The following is a 17,492-nucleotide window of genomic DNA, read 5'->3' on the forward strand; positions in this document are numbered from 1 at the left end:
ACTTTGTCACTCCGGACTAGCTAGCTTCGGCAGCGGCCAGCCAACCGCCCGCCGCGCGCAACGCGGATGCATCCCCGGTTTCCGCCACTCCACCGCCCGAGATCGTTGCGATACGGTCAAACCGCGATGCAAGTATGAGGTCGTGGGTGATCAACAGCGTCGTACGCTCTTCAGATACAGCATCAATCGCTGCGATCACCGACGCTGCGCTTTCACGGTCCAGCCCTGTGGTCGGTTCATCAAGGATCAGAACCGGTGTGCGGCGCAAGAAGGCCCGCGCGAGCGAAAGACGCTGGCGCTGGCCGCCCGAAAAGGTCGCTCCGCGTTCGGCCAGCATCGTGTCATAACCATCGGGCAACGACATGATGAAGTCATGCAGCACAGCGCGACGTGCGGCATCTTCAAGCTCTTGGTCACTTGGGTCGCAATCAAGGCCAAGGGCAAGGTTGTCCCGGACTGTCCCTGACATGATCAGGGGGTCCTGCGGCACAAACGCAACCTTGGATCGCAATGATTGCAGCGTGAGATCACGAATGTCTGTGTCATCAAGCGTGATACGCCCGTCCTGCACGTCGTGAAGACGCAAGGCGAGCGCTGCAAGCGTCGACTTGCCCGCGCCCGATGGCCCGATCACCGCGACGCGCTCTCCTTCGTTGACGGTCAGGTTAAGCCCATCAAAAACTTTTGCGCCGTCTTGGTGAGCAAAGTGCACGTTTTCGAAACCGAGTTTGCCGCCCAGATCGGACGGGGCGGGGCGCGCATCGGGCCTGTCGCGCACAGCGTCTTCGCGATCCAGCAGATCGACAACCCGCTCGGCGGCGGCCAGAGCTTTCGCCAGGCGCGCGGCGTATTTTGCGTAGCCGCGGACGGGCCGAAATGTGTGCTTGAGGTAACTGACAAAGATCAACAGATCCCCGGGCGTGATCCGCGCATCAAGAACCTGCAAAGTTCCGTAGTAAAGCACTGCGACAAGGCCCAACCCCGCCAGCACATCGACCGACCGCTCCAACCGAGCGGTCAGACGCGCGCCCTTGACGCCCTCGCGCATTTCCTTGTCGTTCGCGCCCGAAAACGCCTTGTTCATGTGCTCTTCCAATCCAAGCGTCTGCACAGAAGCGATTCCGGCCAGCGCCTCGGACGACGTGGCAGCCAGGGCCCCCTGCCGCTTGCGTTGCGTCCGGCTGACCTTGCGGATGCGGACCGTCAGCAGTCGCGACAAGAGCCACAGCAGAGGCAACGGAGCCAGTGCAACAAGGGCCAGTCGCCAGTCGAGCCAGAGCATGACGCCAACCATACCGCCAAAGATCAGGACATTGGCCAGAAGCGGCATAGCCGCTGTGACCAGAGCGTCCTTCAGCATGCCCACATCACTCACCAACCGGATGGTCAGATCGCCGGTGCGCGACTTGGCGTGAAATCCGATGGACAACGACTGAAGGTGCCGGAACAGGTCCGCACGCAGGCGCGTTAGCATTCGATTGCCCACGACCGCGAAGACAATCGTCGCGAGATAATGAAAGCCCGCACGCAGAAGAACAGCGAGCAACAGCCCTCCGGCGCACAGCGCAAGCAGCAGCATCGGATCGATCAATGTCGCCGCCGGTGCGTTCGCACCCGGCACGGGGACGACTGCATCAATAACAAATTTGAGCGGCCAAGGTTCGGCCAACCGCATCAAGGTCGACAGGACAAGCGCACAAACCGCGCCACACAAAGCCAACACATGACCGCGCATATACGGGCGAAACCGCCGCAATACGGCGCCAAGCCCGAGGCCCGCTTCTGAGGTTTCAGATGCTTCGCTCATGCCGCCCGCGCTTTGCCATCCAGCGCGCGGGTCAGGACATGATCCGCGGTGGCATCCCATGTGTGATGCGCCAGAACATGGGCACGCGCAGCCTTGCCCATGGCTTGCGCCCAGGGCAAATCAGCCGCCAGCTGGGCCAGAGCTTGGGTCAACCCATAGGCATCCCCGGGTGGCGTTATCAGACCGGTTTCATTGTCGGTCACAAGCAGTGCCAGATCGCCCGTGTGAGTGGTGACAACCGGCAACGCGGCAGCCATGTATTCGTAGATTTTGAGAGGCGAGAAATAGAAATCCTCCATCGCGTGATAGGGTGCAGTCCCGACGTCCATCCGCGCCAGCGCCGAGGGCACATCCGCGGCAGGCAACAGCCCCGTGATCTCTGTGGCACCTGACAGACCATACTCCCTGACTTGCACCTCGATCTGCGCCCTCTCCGGACCATCCCCGACAATCAGCAGCCTTGCATCCGGCACGACGTGCCGAAGCTGGGCAAAGGCCTGAACCAGAGTGTTCAAGCCGTGCCAAGGTTTCATCGACCCGAGGAAACCCACCGTAAACGGTCGTTCTGGCCGGGGCTTTGGTGCGGGAAAGCGTGCAGGGTTCACTGCGTTCGGCACCACGATTACGTCTGTACCGCCCATGTCCCGCACATATTGCGCGACAGGTTCCGTGACCGCACACGACAGTCGGGCCGCCTGTGTGGACCGCCGGGCAGCAGTTTCCGCTTGCTCTGGCAGGGCCAATTGCCGATGCATCGCTTGTTCAGCGATGAGAGGTGCGTTTACCTCCAACACCCCGGGCCGGTCATTTCGCGCGGACCACTCCATGGCCGCGCAGGACATCAACGCATGCCGTTCGTACACGAGGTCGGGCTGCAGCATGTCCAGCCCGTTGGCCAACGTGTCGTTTGTAGCCAGAAGAGCACGCGCCCGGCTTTCGGCATCGCCTTTTGGCGCGGGTGGCAGAGGATGCAGCTCAACGCCAGCCAGATCGGACGGCGGCGCGCCCTCGCCCCGTGGCGTCAAAAGCGTGACCTTGGCGTCCCGTTTCAAGAATGCGCGCAGCATTTCCTGAACGTGGATCGACGCGCCCTTGGCCCCCCAGACCGGAATGCCGGGATCGGTGCAGACATAGGCAATGTGCATCAGGCCACCTTCTTGCGGTTCCGCCGTGCGATCGACTTGGCAAAGATCGCGCGCAGGGCACCGGCGCTGTTGGCGATGTCGAAATCGCGTTCAATCAAAACGCGGGCTTGCTGCGACACGCTCTGGCGCAAGCTGACATCGTCGAGCATCCGCGCAAGCGCCGCTGCAAGTGCTTCGGGATCACCCTCGGCAACCAGCAATCCGGTTTCCCCATCGCGGACGAGTTCAGGGATGCCTACGACGTCGGTCGAGACAACGGGCAGACCGACGGCCATCGCCTCTAGCAGAACTGTCGGCAAGCCATCGCGATTGCCATCCGAGCCAACGACGCAGGGGCAGGCCAGAACGGCTGCGTTTCGCATCAGGCTGATCACCCCGGCTTGTGGACGCGGCCCCTCAAGCTGCACGCAATGGGCCAAATCGGACTCTGCGATCTGGGCACGCAAGTGGTCTTCTTCATCACCCGCGCCCACGATGCGGCAGGTTACGTTCCGACCCTCACTGCGCATCATGCGCAGTGCCTCGACCAGAACATGGAACCCCTTTTTCTCAACCAACCGGCCAACGGCAAGGATTTCCTGCGCCTGCGGTTCAGGCGCTGTCCAGGAAAACCGATCAAGATCCAAGCCGTTATAGACCCGCACGGCACGGGGCGCGGCAAAGGTGTCCCTCAGATATCTAAGGTTGTAGTCGGATACGGTGACAGCCATGTCCGCATCCCTGAACTTGAGGTCGAGATGCTGAGGAGCGTTGTAGTCGTGGTATATGTCCTTTGCATGGGCCGTGAAGGAATACCCGATCCCGGCCATCGCAGCGGCCAGCCGCGCAACCGAGGTGGCCACGGTTCCGAAATGGGCGTGCAGATGGGTGACGCCGCGCTGTTGAACCTCAACCGCCAGATCAAGCGCCTGCGCAACATCCTGACCCGATACAATCCCGTCGATCTCGGACAATACATTCAACGCGGCTGGCCGCTCCTCACATGCCGCAGACAGACGCTGCCAGAACGGCTCGGGTCCGGAAAACTTGTCACGCAAGCGGGTCACCGGCGCGCGCACCTGACCGAGTTGATCCTGAAAATGTGTTTCCTCAACAGGGCGTAAAGCGAAGATTTCGATTTCTTGCCCCACAGCTTCATGCGCCAGAATTTCATTCACGATGAATGTTTCAGAGTACCGCGGATAGCGTTTCAGCACATATCCGACGCGTGATGTGGGCGGATAGTTCGATGTCGATGACATGGCATTGATCCTTTCTCCGAGGTTGTGGCTTCAGGCAGCCGAGACAAACCGCTCTGGTCCGGGTTTGTGGTTGCGCTGGATGGCTGCATCCGTTGGTTCATCGGTCAATATCGCTCGGACCATTTCCTGGGCCCTGATCAGTCCGTTCATGTCTGGCGCTGCTCCGCGATGTGGCGCAGGATGAACGAGCCAATCGCCAAGGGATGTTGGAGACAGGTCCTCGGGCAAAAGCATCGAAACCAGACCGCGCGCTGCCAGCCGTGTGGTGCGCATCACCTGCTCTCGCCGTGGGGTGCAACGCGGGACGATCAGGGATGGCGCATCGAGTGTCAGAAATTCCATTGTGGTGTTGTAACCACCCATGCCGACCAGGCGGGCCGCTCCTGCCATCGCTGCGATGGGCTCGCGCACGAAGGGCAGCACGGTCATGTCATCGCGCGCCGCCGCATGTTGCAAAACGCCGTTCCGAAGTGTCTCTGGCATCTGTGTCCCGGTCACGAGGACACCGCGATGCCCGGGCGGCATCGGCGCTCGGACAAACGCTTCGCACAGATCCGCACCATCGCGACCACCACCCACCGCGCAGAACACGTAAGGACGCGGGTCGCTGCCGGCGATGGTGTCTCGATCAATTGCCGCCTGCTTGGTTTCGCGGCGCCCAGAAGGATCAAGAAGGCCCAGATAGCGCGCACGCCCCGCGAACCTCTCGCCCATGCCACAATCGTTCAGAATGTCGTAGAGTTGTGGATCGCCATAGATCCAGACCTGGTCATAGAACTTGCGCACAGTCTCGAAATTGCGCTGCCGCAACCACTGGCGCCGCACCACCCGACTATCGTCAATCACATCGCGCAGGCCCAGCACAATGCGGCAGCGCCCCTCACGCGACAAGGCCGCAAGGGTGCTGTCCAGTTCAAACTGCGCACCGCGCGGCACATTGTCGACAATCATCAGATCGGGGTCAAAACCCGCGGCAACGCTCTTGATGATACGACTGCGCATCCGGGCCAGCCGCCCAACATCATCTCCCAGCTCTCGTGGCCTGTAGCTGCCATCGCTCTGTTTGGCGTAGGCGGGAAGCGTCACGCAATCGGTGCGCGGCGGAAGGGCAAAGGCACCCGCCTCTCGCATGCCACCAATCAACAGGATCTCGGGTTCCAGATCCAGTTCCGACAGAGCACTTGCAATCAACAAGTTGCGGCGGAGATGTCCGTAGCCCAACGTATCATGCGAATAGAGCATGATCCGCGGCGCACGCTTGGCCGAAGATGTGATTGTTCGCGGCATGCCAAAATCCTTCCAAAAAACCATGGGGTTACGCCCCGTTTGCAGCCAAAGATAAAGGTGCGCAAATACCCTTCAAAGCGCGATCCTCGCTGCATCTCCTGTCACAAAACTTTCATAGAGATAGCTAGGCGCGCTCCGCCGCCTGGTAAAATTAGAATTCACTAAGAGAACCCGGAAGGCGGTGGTTTTGGCGGCTTTTGGCCGTATTTAGGGGTATGTTGACCAAAACCAGCACATCGCACGCCGCATCCGGTGAATTTCTGACCAACCGTGAACGCCCATTGAACATGAGGTTCGGGACAAAGATCGTTCTGAGCCTCGCATTGGTCGTTCTGTTGACCGGAATCGTGGCGCTCAGCCTTCTTGTCTTTTTGCGCATCAACGACGCAGCCTTGCGAGAGATGCGCGCGTCGTACGATCAGACCTTGGCGGTCAAAACAATGGAGAGTGCGGCAAACGATTATTCGGAGCAGATTGCCGAACTTCTGACCCTTGGCCCCGAACCGTCGGAGGTTGAAGCCGCGCACGATGTCCTGCTTGGAGCGATCCAGACCATGGAAGCCTCCATCCATGCAGAGATCGAAGCGCTTGTGCGCATTCGGGACTTTGAAGAGTTGGTCGACGAGGAGGCCGAACTGAAGGTCATGGCCGAGCTGCGCACAATTGTCGAAAAAATCGAAGAAAAGCGCATTCAGATCGGTACCGCTCTGGTCAATCGGGACGAGGAAACGGCCCGAAGGATCTATCGTGAAGATGTCGAGAAACGCCTGGATGACGCGCTCGATCACCTTTTGGCGACAATCGTCACGCGAGAAATCCGGGAGGTCGGCGGCGCGATAGCCTCCATGGACGTCCTGATCGAACGCATGCGCGCCGCCGCCTATGGCCTCGTTGCAGTGATGGCCCTACTTGTCATTATTCTCGGCGTTTTCTTCTTTCGAAGTGTTCTGCGGCCGGTTGATGCCCTGTCGAAGGGCACGGATGCGGTGGCAAATGGTGACCTCAGCTACCGCGTTGAAATCACGCAAAGGGACGAGCTTGGTCGCCTGGCCGATCAATTCAACGCCATGACGGACAAGATCGCGCAGCAGCGGAATGCCCTGCTGTCCGCAAAATCTGGTCTGGAGGCAGAGGTGGCGGCCCGTACAATCGAACTGGAAGACGCCGCGGCGCGGCAAAAAGACCTTGCGGAAGGGCGCGCGCGTGTCCTTGCAGATCTGAGCCACGAACTACGCACGCCTCTGACGGTCGTGCGTGGCAAGGCCGAGATAGCGCTGAGCGACCCGGACGCGACAGCCGCAGACATGCGTGCGGCATTGGAACGCGTCCGGGTCAAGGCCGAGCAGATGAGCCGCTTGGTCGAAGATATGTTGTTCGTGGCCCGCAGCGAAGCCGGAGCCATCCCCATAGAAAGGCAGCGCATCAATATGCAGGACGTTCTGGCCGACACTCTGCTGGACAGCCAGGAACTGTCCCGTCGTAAGGACATCGCCATACGACCACACCAACCAACCGAACCGGTCGTTGTTCAGGGCGATGCCGAGAGGTTGCGGCAAGCCATCCTTATTCCGTTGGACAACGCTGTTCGTATCGCACCTCCAGGAAGTGTGGTGCACGTGGATCTGACCTGCGAAAAAGATCGGGCCGTGGTCAGGGTATCTGATCGTGGACCTGGGTTTGTCGTTGAAGAAACCGAACACGCGTTCAGCCGTTTCTGGCGTGGGCCCGTGCGCAGCGGCAAGTCAGCGCGCGGCAGCGGGCTGGGTCTGGCCATCGCCCGTTGGATCATGGAACAGCATGACGGTACCATCAGCATCGAAAACCACAGCGAGGGTGGCGCGACGGTGCGATTGGACATGCCATTTGATGCGGAAGGTATGATTGCAGCAGGGACAACGCCGTGAGCACCGCGCGCATTCTGGTCGTCGAGGACGATCCCGAGATCAGCGAGATGATTGCCGACACTCTGCGTCGGCGCGGGCACGTTGTTGATGTAACACACTCCGGCGCGGAATTTGTGCAGCGACTAAAAGACGGGGATTACTCTCTTGTCATACTCGACCGGCTATTGCCCGACGCCGAGGGGGCTGAATTGTGTCGTTCATTGCGCCAGGCGGGCGATGATGTCCTGGTATTCATGATCACGGCGCAGGACGCGCTGGAGGACAAGCTCGAAGGCCTTGAAGCGGGTGCTGATGATTATCTGACCAAGCCCTTTGCATTCGCGGAAATGGCCATGCGTGTCGAAACCCTGTTGCGGCGGGCGGACCGCACTGCTGGCGCTCAAGACGAAGAACTCCGCATTGGGCCGCTGTGTCTTGACCGTGCGCGCAAAAAAGTGACGGTCGACGATGCGCCGATCGAGCTTACAGCGACAGAGTTTTCATTGCTGGCGCATCTGATGCAGCACACGGATCGTCCTGTCGACCGGATGGAACTCCTCAACGCGGTGTGGGGGTATGATTTTGATCCCCAAACCAACGTTGTCGAGGTCTATATTTTGTATCTGCGCCGCAAGTTGTTGCGTGCAACAAAAGATGTGGTTCTGCGGAACGTCCGCGGGTTCGGGTATGTCTTGGAGATTGAGAGCGACGCGCTGGAGCAAAGTTCGCAATAGGTGAACAGCCATCTCTCAAATCGACGCAACAACAGAAGCGGTCGTCCTGATGGGCAACTCCTATGGCGGCTGTGTACCGCGAAGCAGGCCTTCTACCCATATCCGGCCACAACTCTTGACTCACGTTCGACAGTGACATAGGCCCGCCAGCAACCCGGAAGCGTAGAACTTCCGGTCCCTTGGGATGTCCCGGGATCGCCCTCCGTCAGCGCGTTGCGCCCACGGGGGTGCTTTTCGTTTGGATCATTTCCTTGGGGTCTGCACCGCCTGCACTTACCTGTCAGGCAAATGTCAACGGTCGAAAGGATGAAGGCCCATGTTTGAAAATCTCTCCGAACGCCTCTCCGGTGTCTTCGACCGGCTGACCAAACAGGGTGCACTGTCCGAGGAAGACGTCAAAACCGCCCTGCGCGAGGTGCGCGTGGCCCTGCTGGAAGCCGACGTGTCGCTGCCCGTCGCCCGTGACTTCGTCAAGGCCGTGCAGGAACAGGCAACAGGCCAGGCCGTTACCAAATCCGTCACCCCCGGCCAACAGGTCGTCAAGATCGTGCATGACGCGCTGATCGACACCCTCAAGGGCGAAGGTGACCCCGGCGCGCTCAAGATCGACAGCCCCCCGGCCCCGATCCTGATGGTCGGCCTGCAAGGCGGCGGTAAGACCACGACGACCGCCAAGCTGGCAAAACGCTTGACCGAACGCGACGGCAAGCGCGTGCTCATGGCGTCGCTCGACGTGAACCGCCCCGCGGCCATGGAACAGCTGGCAATCCTCGGCGCGCAGATCGGCGTCGACACCCTGCCCATCGTGAAGGGTGAGAACCCCGTCCAGATCGCCAAACGGGCCAAGACCCAGGCCAGCATGGGCGGCTACGACGTCTATATGCTCGACACTGCCGGTCGCCTGTCAATCGACGAAGAGTTGATGACGCAAGTCGAACAGGTCCGAGACGTTGCCACCCCACGTGAAACGATCCTGGTGGTCGATGGTCTGACGGGCCAGGACGCCGTCAACACCGCCCAGAACTTTGATGACCGCATCGGCATCTCGGGCGTGGTCCTGACCCGGATGGACGGCGATGGCCGCGGCGGTGCTGCCCTGTCGATGCGTGCCGTCACCGGCAAACCGATCAAGTTCGTGGGCCTCGGCGAAAAGATGGACGCGCTCGAAACCTTCGAGCCGGAACGCATCGCGGGCCGCATCCTCGGCATGGGCGACATCGTGTCCCTCGTCGAAAAAGCGCAGGAAACCATCGAGGCTGAACAAGCCGAAAAGATGATGAAGCGCATGGCCAAGGGTCAGTTCAACATGAACGACCTGAAGATGCAGCTTGAACAGATGATCAAGATGGGCGGCATGGAAGGCATGATGGGCATGATGCCCGGCATGGGCAAAATGGCCAAACAGGTGCAGGACGCGGGCTTTGACGACAAGATACTCAAGCAGCAGATCGCCATGATCCAGTCCATGACCAAGAAAGAGCGCGCCGCGCCGCAGATCCTGCAAGCGTCCCGCAAGAAACGCATCGCTGCAGGCTCAGGCATGCAGGTCAGCGACCTCAACAAGCTGCTCAAGATGCACCGCCAGATGTCGGACATGATGAAAAAGCTCGGCAAGGGCAAAGGCGGCATGATGAAAAAAGCCATGCAGGCCATGATGGGCAAAGGCGGCGGCATGCCCGACATGGGCAACATGGATCAAGCCCAGCTTGAAGCAGCAGCCAAACAGCTTGGCGGCAAGATGCCCGGCGGTCTGCCGGGCCTTGGCGGCGGTATGCCCCTGCCCCCGGGTCTCAGCGGGTTCGGGAAGAAGAAATGATCTCCTGCACCGTCCGATACGAAATTGACCCCGACAAGCTCGACGCCTTCGAGATCTATGCGCGGTTCTGGCTGAAGAAGATCCCGGAAATGGGCGGCACCCATCACGGCTATCACATGCCCTATGAGGGCCCGAACGACATCGCCTATTGCCACTTTTCCTTTGCCTCGCTTGCCGACTACGAAGCCTACCGCGCGGCCATGTGGGACGATCCCGATTGTCTCAAGGCCTACAAGTTCGCGACAGAAGCCAAGTGCATCCGCCGCTACGACCGCTCCTTCACCAAGCCCCTGCTCAAAGGCGCAACGGTCGAGGAACTGGGCCTATGATCCCGACCGTCACCACAGACCGGCTGATCCTGCGCGGCGCGCGGCGCGACGATTTCGACGCGTTCGCTGACATGCTCGCCTCGGACCGCGCCGTGTTCATGGGTGGCCCCTTTGACCGCGCCGCCGCGTGGCGACTCTTTGCCATGAACCTTGCCGGCTGGCCGCTGGACGGCTTTGGCGTGTGGATGATCACCGACCGCACAACCGGCGCATTCATGGGCGACGTCGGCATCTCGCACCCTGACCGCTTCCCTGAACCGGAACTGGGCTGGACCCTGACGGCAGCAGCAGAAGGCAAAGGGTTCGCCACCGAAGCCGCCCGCGCCGCCCTGAACTGGTACTGGGCCAACACCGACGCGCAAAGCGTCGTCAGCTACATCACGCCCGGCAACACCCGGTCCGAGGCCCTCGCCGCCAAGCTCGGTGCAACGCACGACCCAGACGCCCCCCTACCCGACGGCGAAACGCCCGCAGAAACGGCGGTCTTCCGTCACCGGAGGGGCGCATGATCACCCTCACCGGCACCCCAACCCTTACAACTGAACGGCTGACCCTGCGCGCGCCACAACCGCAGGACGCGCAAACCTTCATCGACTTCTACAAAACCGACCGCGCCAAATACGTGGGTGGCCCGAAAGACGACCGCCGAGGGTGGGATTTCTTCTGCACCGAAATCGGCCATTGGGTGATGAACGGCTTTGGAATGTTCGTGGTGACATACCACAACGACGACACGCCCCTTGGCATCGTCGGCCATTGGTATCCGAACACGTGGCCCGAAAAAGAAGTCGGCTGGGTCCTGTTCGACGCCAAGCACGAAGGCAAAGGCATTGCATTAGAAGCGGCCACAGCCTGTATCGACCATGCATGGACCACCCTGAACTGGGACACGATCGTCAGCTACATCGCCCACGGCAACGACGCCTCCGTCGCCCTTGCAGAACGTTTGGGTGCTGTACGCGATGACACCGCCGAAGAGCCGGGCAAAGAGGCCTATGTCTACCGCCACCCGAGGCCCGCGGCATGACCGTTACGTTCTCCGCCCCCACGCTCGAGACCGAGCGCCTGATCCTGCGTGCGCCCGAGCTGTCGGACTTTGATGCGCTGGCCGCATTCTATGCCTCGCCTCGTTCCAGTTTCGTCGGCGGACCGCAAAGCCGCGAGCTTAGCTGGCGCGCACTGGCGCTGGAAGCAGGGCATTGGGTGCTGCGCGGCTTTGGCCGTTGGACCCTGATCGAAAAAACAACAAACACCCCCGTGGGCATCGTTGGTCTCTGGCACCCCGAAGGCTTCCCCGAGCGTGAACTGGGTTGGGACCTGTTTGATGGCGCAACGGGCAAAGGCTATGCGACCGAAGCCGCAATCGCAGCCCGCAGCTACGCCTACAACACGCTGGGATGGACGACACTCACAAGCCTGATCGCAATTGACAACGAAGGGTCGCGCCGCGTGGCTGAACGCCTGGGCGCCACGTATGACAGCGATTTCACCCACGAACGCCACGGCCCCATGCAGCTGTGGCGCCACCCGGGACCGGAGGGGCGGGTATGACCCTTCCCTGCGAAACACCGCGCAACGGGCCAGCAGCCCTGTTTGCCATCGCGCTGCAAGGCCATCTGCCCACGCTGTCGACCGACCGGCTGCTGCTGCGCGCGCCCCGCGTGACCGATTTCGACACATATGCGCAGATCGCCTGCTCGGGCCGTGGCGAGCACATCGGCGGCCCGATGAGCCGCGAAGACGCATGGACCGACTTCTCCCAGATGACCTCCACGTGGCTCTTGCACGGACACGGTCTCTGGACCATCGGCCATACCGGCGACATTTCCGGCTTTGTCTTGCTGGGGTTTGAAGCGGGCGATCAGGAACCCGAACTGGGCTTCATGCTGACCGAAAAAGCCGAAGGCATGGGCATCGGTTTTGAAGCTGCCCAAGCTGCCCTCACCCACGCCTTCGATACACTCGGTTGGTCCACACTGGTCAGCTACATCGACCCCGCCAACGCACGCTCGATCAAGCTGGCGCAACGCCTCGGCGGCCTGCCCGACGGGGAAATCACCGAAGACGGCGAAACAAGCCTGATCTACCGTTACGTGCGAGAGGTGATGTGATGCCCCACACCGCCATCCCCACCATCGAAACCCGGCGCCTTGTCCTGCGCGGCCCGCAGCCCGAGGACTACCCGAACTTCAAGGCGACCTTCGCCTCCTACCGCTCCCGTTTCATGGGCGGGCCGCTGAACCCCTACGAGGCATGGATGCTCTATGCCGCCGAAATCGGACACTGGGACATCCGCGGCTTCGGCATGTGGATGATCCACGACAAGGATACGGATGACACCTATGGCATGGCCGGAGGCTGGCAGCCCGCAGGCTGGCCCGAACGGGAAATCGCCTGGATCATCTGGCCCGACAAGGCGGGCAAGGGCTATGCGCTTGAAGCCACACATGCCGTACGCGCGCATTACTATGCGGGCGGCTGGGACGGCGCGGTCAGCTATATCGACCCGATGAACCTCGACAGCATCCGGTTGGCCGAACGGTTGGGCGCCGTCAAAGACCAGGACGCGCAAACCATCGACGGCTCTGACGCCGTCTACCGCCACCCCACACCCGCAGCGCTTGATGGCAGCCAACTGGCGCACGGGATCGAAATGGAAATCGGCCACTATGCCGACCCGATGTTCAAACCGAAAGGATGGGCGCTTGACTGATGCCATTTCCAAGGCCGCCGAGGTGCTGGCCGACCACCGCGCCAGTATCGACAGGCTCGATGCCATCCTCGTCTACACCCTGGGCGAGCGGTTCAAACACACGCAGGCCGTGGGGAAACTCAAGGCCACACACGACCTTCCGCCCTCCGATCCCACGCGCGAAGCCGCGCAGATCGCTCGGCTCGAAGATTTGGCAAACCGGGCCGATCTGGACCCCGAATTCGCCAAGAAGTTCCTGAACTTCATCATCGCTGAAGTCATTCAGCACCACAAGAAACACCAAGAATAACAGGCTGGTAGCCTGAAACGCCATTCAAAGGAGAAACAACAATGGCCATGAAAATCCGTCTTGCCCGTGGTGGCTCGAAAAAGCGTCCCTTCTACCGCATCGTGGCAGCCGACAGCCGCATGCCACGCGACGGGCGCTACATCGAAAAGCTGGGCACATATAACCCCCTGCTGCCCAAAGACAGCGAAGAGCGCGTGAAAATGAACATGGAACGCATTCAGTACTGGCTGGGTGAGGGCGCACAGCCCACCGACCGCATCAGCCGTATGCTGGAAGCCGCAGGCGTGCTCGAGAAAAAAGAGCGCAGCAACCCCAACAAGGGTGAGCCCGGCGCCAAGGCCAAAGAGCGCGCGGAAGAGAAAGCCGCCAAGGCTGCTGAAGCTGCCGCAGCACCTGCTGATGAAGCGCCTGCCGAAGAAGCACCGGCCGAAGAAACAGCAGAGTAATCAGGGGTTGGCGCTGTGGACACATTTCCAGATGAGTTTCGCAGCCAGCTTCTGAACTTGATGGCGTGGCGGCGCGATGTGCGCCGCTTCCGCACCGATCCCGTGGACGAGGCAGTGCTGATGCGCTGCCTCAACACATTTCGGCTGGCCCCTTCCGTGGGCCTGTCCGAACCCTGGCGCATCATCCGCGTGCAAAGCGAAACGGCCCGCGCCGCAGCGCTTGAGAACTACAAAGCCGCCAACGCGCAAGCGCTTGCCGGGTACGATGGCGAACAGGCCGCCAGCTACAGCCAACTCAAACTGTCCGGCATGGCCGAAGCGCCTGAACATCTTGCTATTTTCTGCGACGACAGCACGGAACAAGGCCACGGCCTTGGCGCAGGCACCATGCCCGAAATGCGACGCTATTCCGTGGTGGGGGCCGTCACACTCATGTGGCTCGCGGCCCGATCAGAAGGCTTGGGAATGGGCTGGGTGTCGATCCTTGATCCCGTCCAATTGTGCCACGACCTCAACGTACCCACGGACTGGTCTTTGGTCGCCTACATGTGCGTCGGCTGGCCCGAGGACCAATCCGACACGCCCGAACTCGAACGCGTCGGATGGGAACACCGGCACGACCTGATCATCGAAACACGTTAACCCGCCGAAATCTTCAGCCCCGCAACCCCGGCCACAATGGCAAGGGCAGAGATCACTTTGAGCGGCGTCAGCGCCTCGCCCAGAAACGTATACCCCAAGGCGACGGTTCCAAGCGTCCCAACAGCGGTCCAGATCGGATAGGCCACGCTGACGGGCAGATCGCGCAGGGCAAGCGTCAGAAATCCGATCCCCGCGATCACGGCCACCACAGTCACCACGGTGGCCCGGGCATTTGTGAACCCATCCGCGTATTTCATGCTCATCGCAAAGGTCACTTCGAAAATGGCCGCCAGACCAAGGTAGAACCACGCCATTCTGAAAATCCTGATTTTGGAACCGATTGGTCCCAAAATCTAAACCGTCACATTCGGGATGCAAGGGAAAAAGTGAATTGGCATGGGCAGACAGTGCCGCCCACGCCATGCCAACCGTCAGGCCAGCATCTTGGTAAATGTGACCTTGTCCTCATCCGGCCCAAAGAAGGCCGGAATGGTTGCCACATGATCGTATCCACGCGCACCGTAGAAGCGGCGCGCACGGTCCTGATCTGGCGTCTGGGTGGTGTCGATCACCAGCAAACGCGCATCGGCCAGGGCCGCTTCAACGGCGTGGATCAACACCGTTCCCGCACCCGCGCCATGCAGATCGGGGGATGTCGCAATCGCGCGCAGGTTCCACGTACGGTCCGTCAGTGCCTCGCTTTGCACAAAGGCAAAGCCGACCGGCACGCCATCCTGTTCGACCACAAGCCAAAGATCATCGCTGTCGCCGCTCAAGCCGGGGGCCATTATGTCGGGCAACATGTCACCCGGAAACAGCGTGGCCTCGGCAATAGGGGCAAGAAACGGGATGTCGGTGTCACGCGCAGCGCGCGTCTGAAAGAGGTCTGGCATAGCCATCCTTTCGTCAAGAATTGAATGATTTAAGAGGGTTCACATCACGTGAACGCAAAAAGCAGGGCACGCACCAACAGCGCCGCGACAGCGACGGATTTGTTTCTGCTTGCATCGTTTGCACGACGCCATGGGCATGTGCCCGTCTATACCGACATAAAATCTCCATTTCCGCACCACCGGGCGCGGATGTCCTGCACGTAGCCGCCCCAGCGCCGCCAAAGCAAGCACGGACTGGACAAAACACGGTAACGTGTCGCAAATGCCCCGGATGGCCCAGCGCCCTGCAGAGAGTGAGCCCTATGTTCGGATTGATCCGCACACCTATCCTGATCCTGATCGCCTTCGTGGCGGGCCTGATGTTCGAGCGCAGCAAGGCGGCAGAGGCGTGCACGGACCAAGGCGGTGTGATGCGTGACGGAGTGTGCTGGAATGAGTGATGATGTGATCTGTGTCGGCGTGATCAGCGGCGCCTACGGTGTGCATGGCGAGGTGCGGTTAAAGTCGTTCTGCGCCCTGCCCGAGGACATCGAAACCTATAGCCCGCTCACGACCGAAGACGGCAAGCGTTCGTTCTCCCTTGCGCTCATACGTCCCATGAAAAACGGCTTCGTCGCCCGCATCGCCGAGGTTGCGACCAAGGAAGAAGCTGACGCGCTCAAGGGAACGCAACTTTTTGCCCGCCGCGATCAGCTGCCTCACCTGCCGGATGACGAATTCTACTACACGGATCTTGTGGGGCTGGAGGTTTTCGACACCGGTGGCACGTCTTTGGGTCATGTGAAGTCCGTACAGAACCACGGCGCCAGCGACCTGCTTGAGGTGCACATGCCCGGGGCCACGGCGACGGTCCTCTTGCCCTTTACCAAGGCCGCCGTGCCGACCGTGGATCTGGCTGCGGGACGCATCGTGGCCGACCCACCCGAAGGGCTGTTCTGATACCGGGCATTTCCCTCGGCCTTCGGATCGCATAACAGACGCCTATGTCCACGCCCTCCAAATCCCATGGCCGCAAGGCCATCCGACCGACACTGAAACCATCCTCCCTGATGGACGAAGCCCCCGATCTTGTCGGTGTCTGGCAGGCCCGGATCGTCACCCTGTTTCCCGAAACCTTTCCCGGCGTGCTGGGCGCATCCCTGACGGGCAAGGCTCTGCAGGACGGCAAGTGGCAACTGCACACCCACGACCTGCGCGCGCATGGAGTTGGCAAGCACCGCAATGTCGATGACACCCCGGCGGGTGGCGGAGCCGGCATGGTGCTGCGCGCCGACGTGGTCAGCGCGGCACTGACCGAGGCACAGGCCCACGCCCGCGGGCGATGGCCCATCCTCTACTTGTCCCCGCGGGGACAACGCTTTGATCAGGCCATGGCCCGCGATCTGGCGCGCTGCGACGGCGTCACAATGCTCTGTGGCCGGTTCGAAGGCGTCGACGAACGGGTGCTTGAGCACTGGGGCATCACCGAGGTGTCTCTCGGCGATTTCGTCATGACCGGAGGCGAGATCGCCGCGCAGGCCATGCTCGACGCCACCGTGCGGCTCTTGCCGGGTGTTCTGGGCAACGCCGACAGCTCAGTCGAGGAAAGCCATTCAAACGGCCTTCTGGAACACCCGCAATACACCCGCCCCGCCACATGGGAAGGGCGCGACATTCCCGATATCCTAATGTCCGGTCATCACGGCAAGGTGGCAGAATGGCGACGGGAGATGTCAGAGAAGCTGACACGCGAACGGCGGCCCGACCTATGGGAAAAGCACCGCAACTCACGCTAAACTCAACCAGTGCGCAGAAAATTGATTTAAGTTCGGCTCAATTTCGCCGCAAAATCGCGAAAAAATAGAATATCGGCGCAACAGGGCAGACATATGCTGAAATTCTTAGCAAAACCGACCTTCGGGGCAAACGCAGAACCTGAAAAGCCATACACGCGGTTTGGTGGCGAGACCCGCAAGCGGGTCAACACCCTGCGCCTGACACGGTTTGAGCAACATGGCACGGTCCCGGACAACCGCGTTGGGGTGACACCTCAAAACCCCCTTGATCTCGCGACGGACATCCAGGGGGCCAGGGCGACACCCTCAGAGCTGATCAACGACGCAGCCCACCTGCATTCCACCGATCAGATTCCGCTTTGGGTCCTTAAAAAGGCGCTCCCTGCCCGCTTCGCCGGAACTCAACCGCCCCTCGAAGCAACAGATCCGTCATCATTCGACGAGTTCTCTGCCGCTGACCGCGCACCCTCTTGATCGCCGTCAAACCTGCGC

General features: G+C 61.0%; 22 protein-coding genes. 16 read left to right on the forward strand and 6 right to left on the reverse strand.

Annotated features, from left to right (window positions below):
- Positions 1 to 16: 16 nt before the first annotated feature.
- The 4 genes from AC53L6_RS00440 to AC53L6_RS00455 are packed head-to-tail and all read right to left on the reverse strand — an operon-like array spanning position 17 to position 5,480.
- On the reverse strand, positions 17 to 1,807 hold the full coding sequence (locus AC53L6_RS00440; protein ID WP_496906405.1) for an ABC transporter ATP-binding protein: 1,791 nt from the start codon (positions 1,805 to 1,807) through the stop codon (positions 17 to 19).
- Positions 1,804 to 2,952: a glycosyltransferase family 4 protein gene (locus AC53L6_RS00445; protein WP_496906406.1), complete on the reverse strand. Its 1,149-nt coding sequence runs from the start codon at positions 2,950 to 2,952 to the stop codon at positions 1,804 to 1,806. The genes AC53L6_RS00440 and AC53L6_RS00445 overlap by 4 nt, the downstream gene beginning before the upstream one ends.
- Positions 2,952 to 4,193 (reverse strand): glycosyltransferase, encoded by a 1,242-nt coding sequence (locus tag AC53L6_RS00450; protein ID WP_496906407.1) that lies wholly within the window; start codon positions 4,191 to 4,193, stop codon positions 2,952 to 2,954. The genes AC53L6_RS00445 and AC53L6_RS00450 overlap by 1 nt, the downstream gene beginning before the upstream one ends.
- Before the next feature lie 30 nt (positions 4,194 to 4,223).
- Positions 4,224 to 5,480 carry a glycosyltransferase family protein gene (locus tag AC53L6_RS00455; protein WP_496906408.1) on the reverse strand — a complete coding sequence of 419 codons (1,257 nt, stop codon included), beginning with the start codon at positions 5,478 to 5,480 and terminating at the stop codon, positions 4,224 to 4,226.
- 287 nt (positions 5,481 to 5,767) lie between these two features.
- Between AC53L6_RS00455 and AC53L6_RS00460 the strand changes: the two genes are divergently transcribed.
- The 12 genes from AC53L6_RS00460 to bluB all read left to right on the forward strand — a co-directional run bounded on the left by AC53L6_RS00460 (position 5,768) and on the right by bluB (position 14,332).
- The gene (locus tag AC53L6_RS00460) at positions 5,768 to 7,384 is read left to right on the forward strand and encodes a sensor histidine kinase (protein ID WP_299773462.1); all 1,617 of its coding nucleotides are present in this window, start codon (positions 5,768 to 5,770) and stop codon (positions 7,382 to 7,384) included.
- Complete coding sequence (locus AC53L6_RS00465) at positions 7,381 to 8,097, forward strand: response regulator transcription factor (protein WP_299599779.1); 717 nt, start codon at positions 7,381 to 7,383, stop codon at positions 8,095 to 8,097. Before AC53L6_RS00460 ends, AC53L6_RS00465 begins: the two co-directional genes overlap by 4 nt.
- Before the next feature lie 316 nt (positions 8,098 to 8,413).
- Positions 8,414 to 9,913 (forward strand): signal recognition particle protein, encoded by a 1,500-nt coding sequence (gene ffh, locus AC53L6_RS00470; RefSeq protein ID WP_299548735.1) that lies wholly within the window; start codon positions 8,414 to 8,416, stop codon positions 9,911 to 9,913.
- Positions 9,910 to 10,242: an NIPSNAP family protein gene (locus tag AC53L6_RS00475; protein WP_299208125.1), complete on the forward strand. Its 333-nt coding sequence runs from the start codon at positions 9,910 to 9,912 to the stop codon at positions 10,240 to 10,242. Before ffh ends, AC53L6_RS00475 begins: the two co-directional genes overlap by 4 nt.
- On the forward strand, positions 10,239 to 10,751 hold the full coding sequence (locus tag AC53L6_RS00480) for a GNAT family N-acetyltransferase (RefSeq protein ID WP_496906409.1): 513 nt from the start codon (positions 10,239 to 10,241) through the stop codon (positions 10,749 to 10,751). Before AC53L6_RS00475 ends, AC53L6_RS00480 begins: the two co-directional genes overlap by 4 nt.
- The gene (locus tag AC53L6_RS00485) at positions 10,748 to 11,269 is read left to right on the forward strand and encodes a GNAT family N-acetyltransferase (RefSeq protein ID WP_496906410.1); all 522 of its coding nucleotides are present in this window, start codon (positions 10,748 to 10,750) and stop codon (positions 11,267 to 11,269) included. The genes AC53L6_RS00480 and AC53L6_RS00485 overlap by 4 nt, the downstream gene beginning before the upstream one ends.
- Positions 11,266 to 11,793, forward strand: coding sequence for a GNAT family N-acetyltransferase (locus AC53L6_RS00490; RefSeq protein ID WP_496906411.1), 528 nt, complete (start codon positions 11,266 to 11,268; stop codon positions 11,791 to 11,793). Before AC53L6_RS00485 ends, AC53L6_RS00490 begins: the two co-directional genes overlap by 4 nt.
- Positions 11,790 to 12,353, forward strand: coding sequence for a GNAT family N-acetyltransferase (locus AC53L6_RS00495; protein ID WP_496906412.1), 564 nt, complete (start codon positions 11,790 to 11,792; stop codon positions 12,351 to 12,353). The genes AC53L6_RS00490 and AC53L6_RS00495 overlap by 4 nt, the downstream gene beginning before the upstream one ends.
- The gene (locus AC53L6_RS00500; RefSeq protein WP_299702057.1) at positions 12,353 to 12,955 is read left to right on the forward strand and encodes a GNAT family N-acetyltransferase; all 603 of its coding nucleotides are present in this window, start codon (positions 12,353 to 12,355) and stop codon (positions 12,953 to 12,955) included. Before AC53L6_RS00495 ends, AC53L6_RS00500 begins: the two co-directional genes overlap by 1 nt.
- Positions 12,948 to 13,244 (forward strand): chorismate mutase, encoded by a 297-nt coding sequence (locus tag AC53L6_RS00505; protein ID WP_299702054.1) that lies wholly within the window; start codon positions 12,948 to 12,950, stop codon positions 13,242 to 13,244. Before AC53L6_RS00500 ends, AC53L6_RS00505 begins: the two co-directional genes overlap by 8 nt.
- A gap of 41 nt (positions 13,245 to 13,285) precedes the next feature.
- Complete coding sequence (gene rpsP, locus AC53L6_RS00510; protein WP_496906413.1) at positions 13,286 to 13,690, forward strand: 30S ribosomal protein S16; 405 nt, start codon at positions 13,286 to 13,288, stop codon at positions 13,688 to 13,690.
- Between the two features lie 15 nt (positions 13,691 to 13,705).
- Entirely contained in the window at positions 13,706 to 14,332 is a 627-nt protein-coding gene (bluB, locus tag AC53L6_RS00515) for a 5,6-dimethylbenzimidazole synthase (protein WP_496906414.1), read from the forward strand.
- Here bluB and AC53L6_RS00520 read toward each other — a convergent pair.
- Together AC53L6_RS00520 and AC53L6_RS00525 are read right to left on the reverse strand one after the other, a co-directional pair.
- Positions 14,329 to 14,646, reverse strand: a complete 318-nt coding sequence (locus AC53L6_RS00520; protein WP_299208108.1) for a DMT family transporter — start codon at positions 14,644 to 14,646, stop codon at positions 14,329 to 14,331. The genes bluB and AC53L6_RS00520 overlap by 4 nt on opposite strands.
- A 117-nt stretch (positions 14,647 to 14,763) precedes the next feature.
- Positions 14,764 to 15,225 carry a GNAT family N-acetyltransferase gene (locus tag AC53L6_RS00525; protein ID WP_496906415.1) on the reverse strand — a complete coding sequence of 154 codons (462 nt, stop codon included), beginning with the start codon at positions 15,223 to 15,225 and terminating at the stop codon, positions 14,764 to 14,766.
- Between the two features lie 302 nt (positions 15,226 to 15,527).
- Here AC53L6_RS00525 and AC53L6_RS00530 point away from each other — a divergent pair, with 302 nt between their 5' ends.
- The 4 genes from AC53L6_RS00530 to AC53L6_RS00545 all read left to right on the forward strand — a co-directional run bounded on the left by AC53L6_RS00530 (position 15,528) and on the right by AC53L6_RS00545 (position 17,474).
- The gene (locus AC53L6_RS00530; protein WP_299702042.1) at positions 15,528 to 15,665 is read left to right on the forward strand and encodes a hypothetical protein; all 138 of its coding nucleotides are present in this window, start codon (positions 15,528 to 15,530) and stop codon (positions 15,663 to 15,665) included.
- On the forward strand, positions 15,658 to 16,164 hold the full coding sequence (gene rimM, locus AC53L6_RS00535; protein ID WP_299599787.1) for a ribosome maturation factor RimM: 507 nt from the start codon (positions 15,658 to 15,660) through the stop codon (positions 16,162 to 16,164). Before AC53L6_RS00530 ends, rimM begins: the two co-directional genes overlap by 8 nt.
- Positions 16,165 to 16,208: 44 nt before the next feature.
- A complete protein-coding gene (gene trmD / locus AC53L6_RS00540) occupies positions 16,209 to 17,000 on the forward strand; it encodes a tRNA (guanosine(37)-N1)-methyltransferase TrmD (protein WP_299702038.1) in 792 nt (263 codons plus the stop codon).
- Positions 17,001 to 17,093: 93 nt separating this feature from the next.
- A complete protein-coding gene (locus tag AC53L6_RS00545; RefSeq protein WP_496906416.1) occupies positions 17,094 to 17,474 on the forward strand; it encodes a hypothetical protein in 381 nt (126 codons plus the stop codon).
- Positions 17,475 to 17,492 lie beyond the last annotated feature (18 nt).

It is taken from the genome of Tateyamaria sp. LSS28 (genome assembly GCF_059611725.1).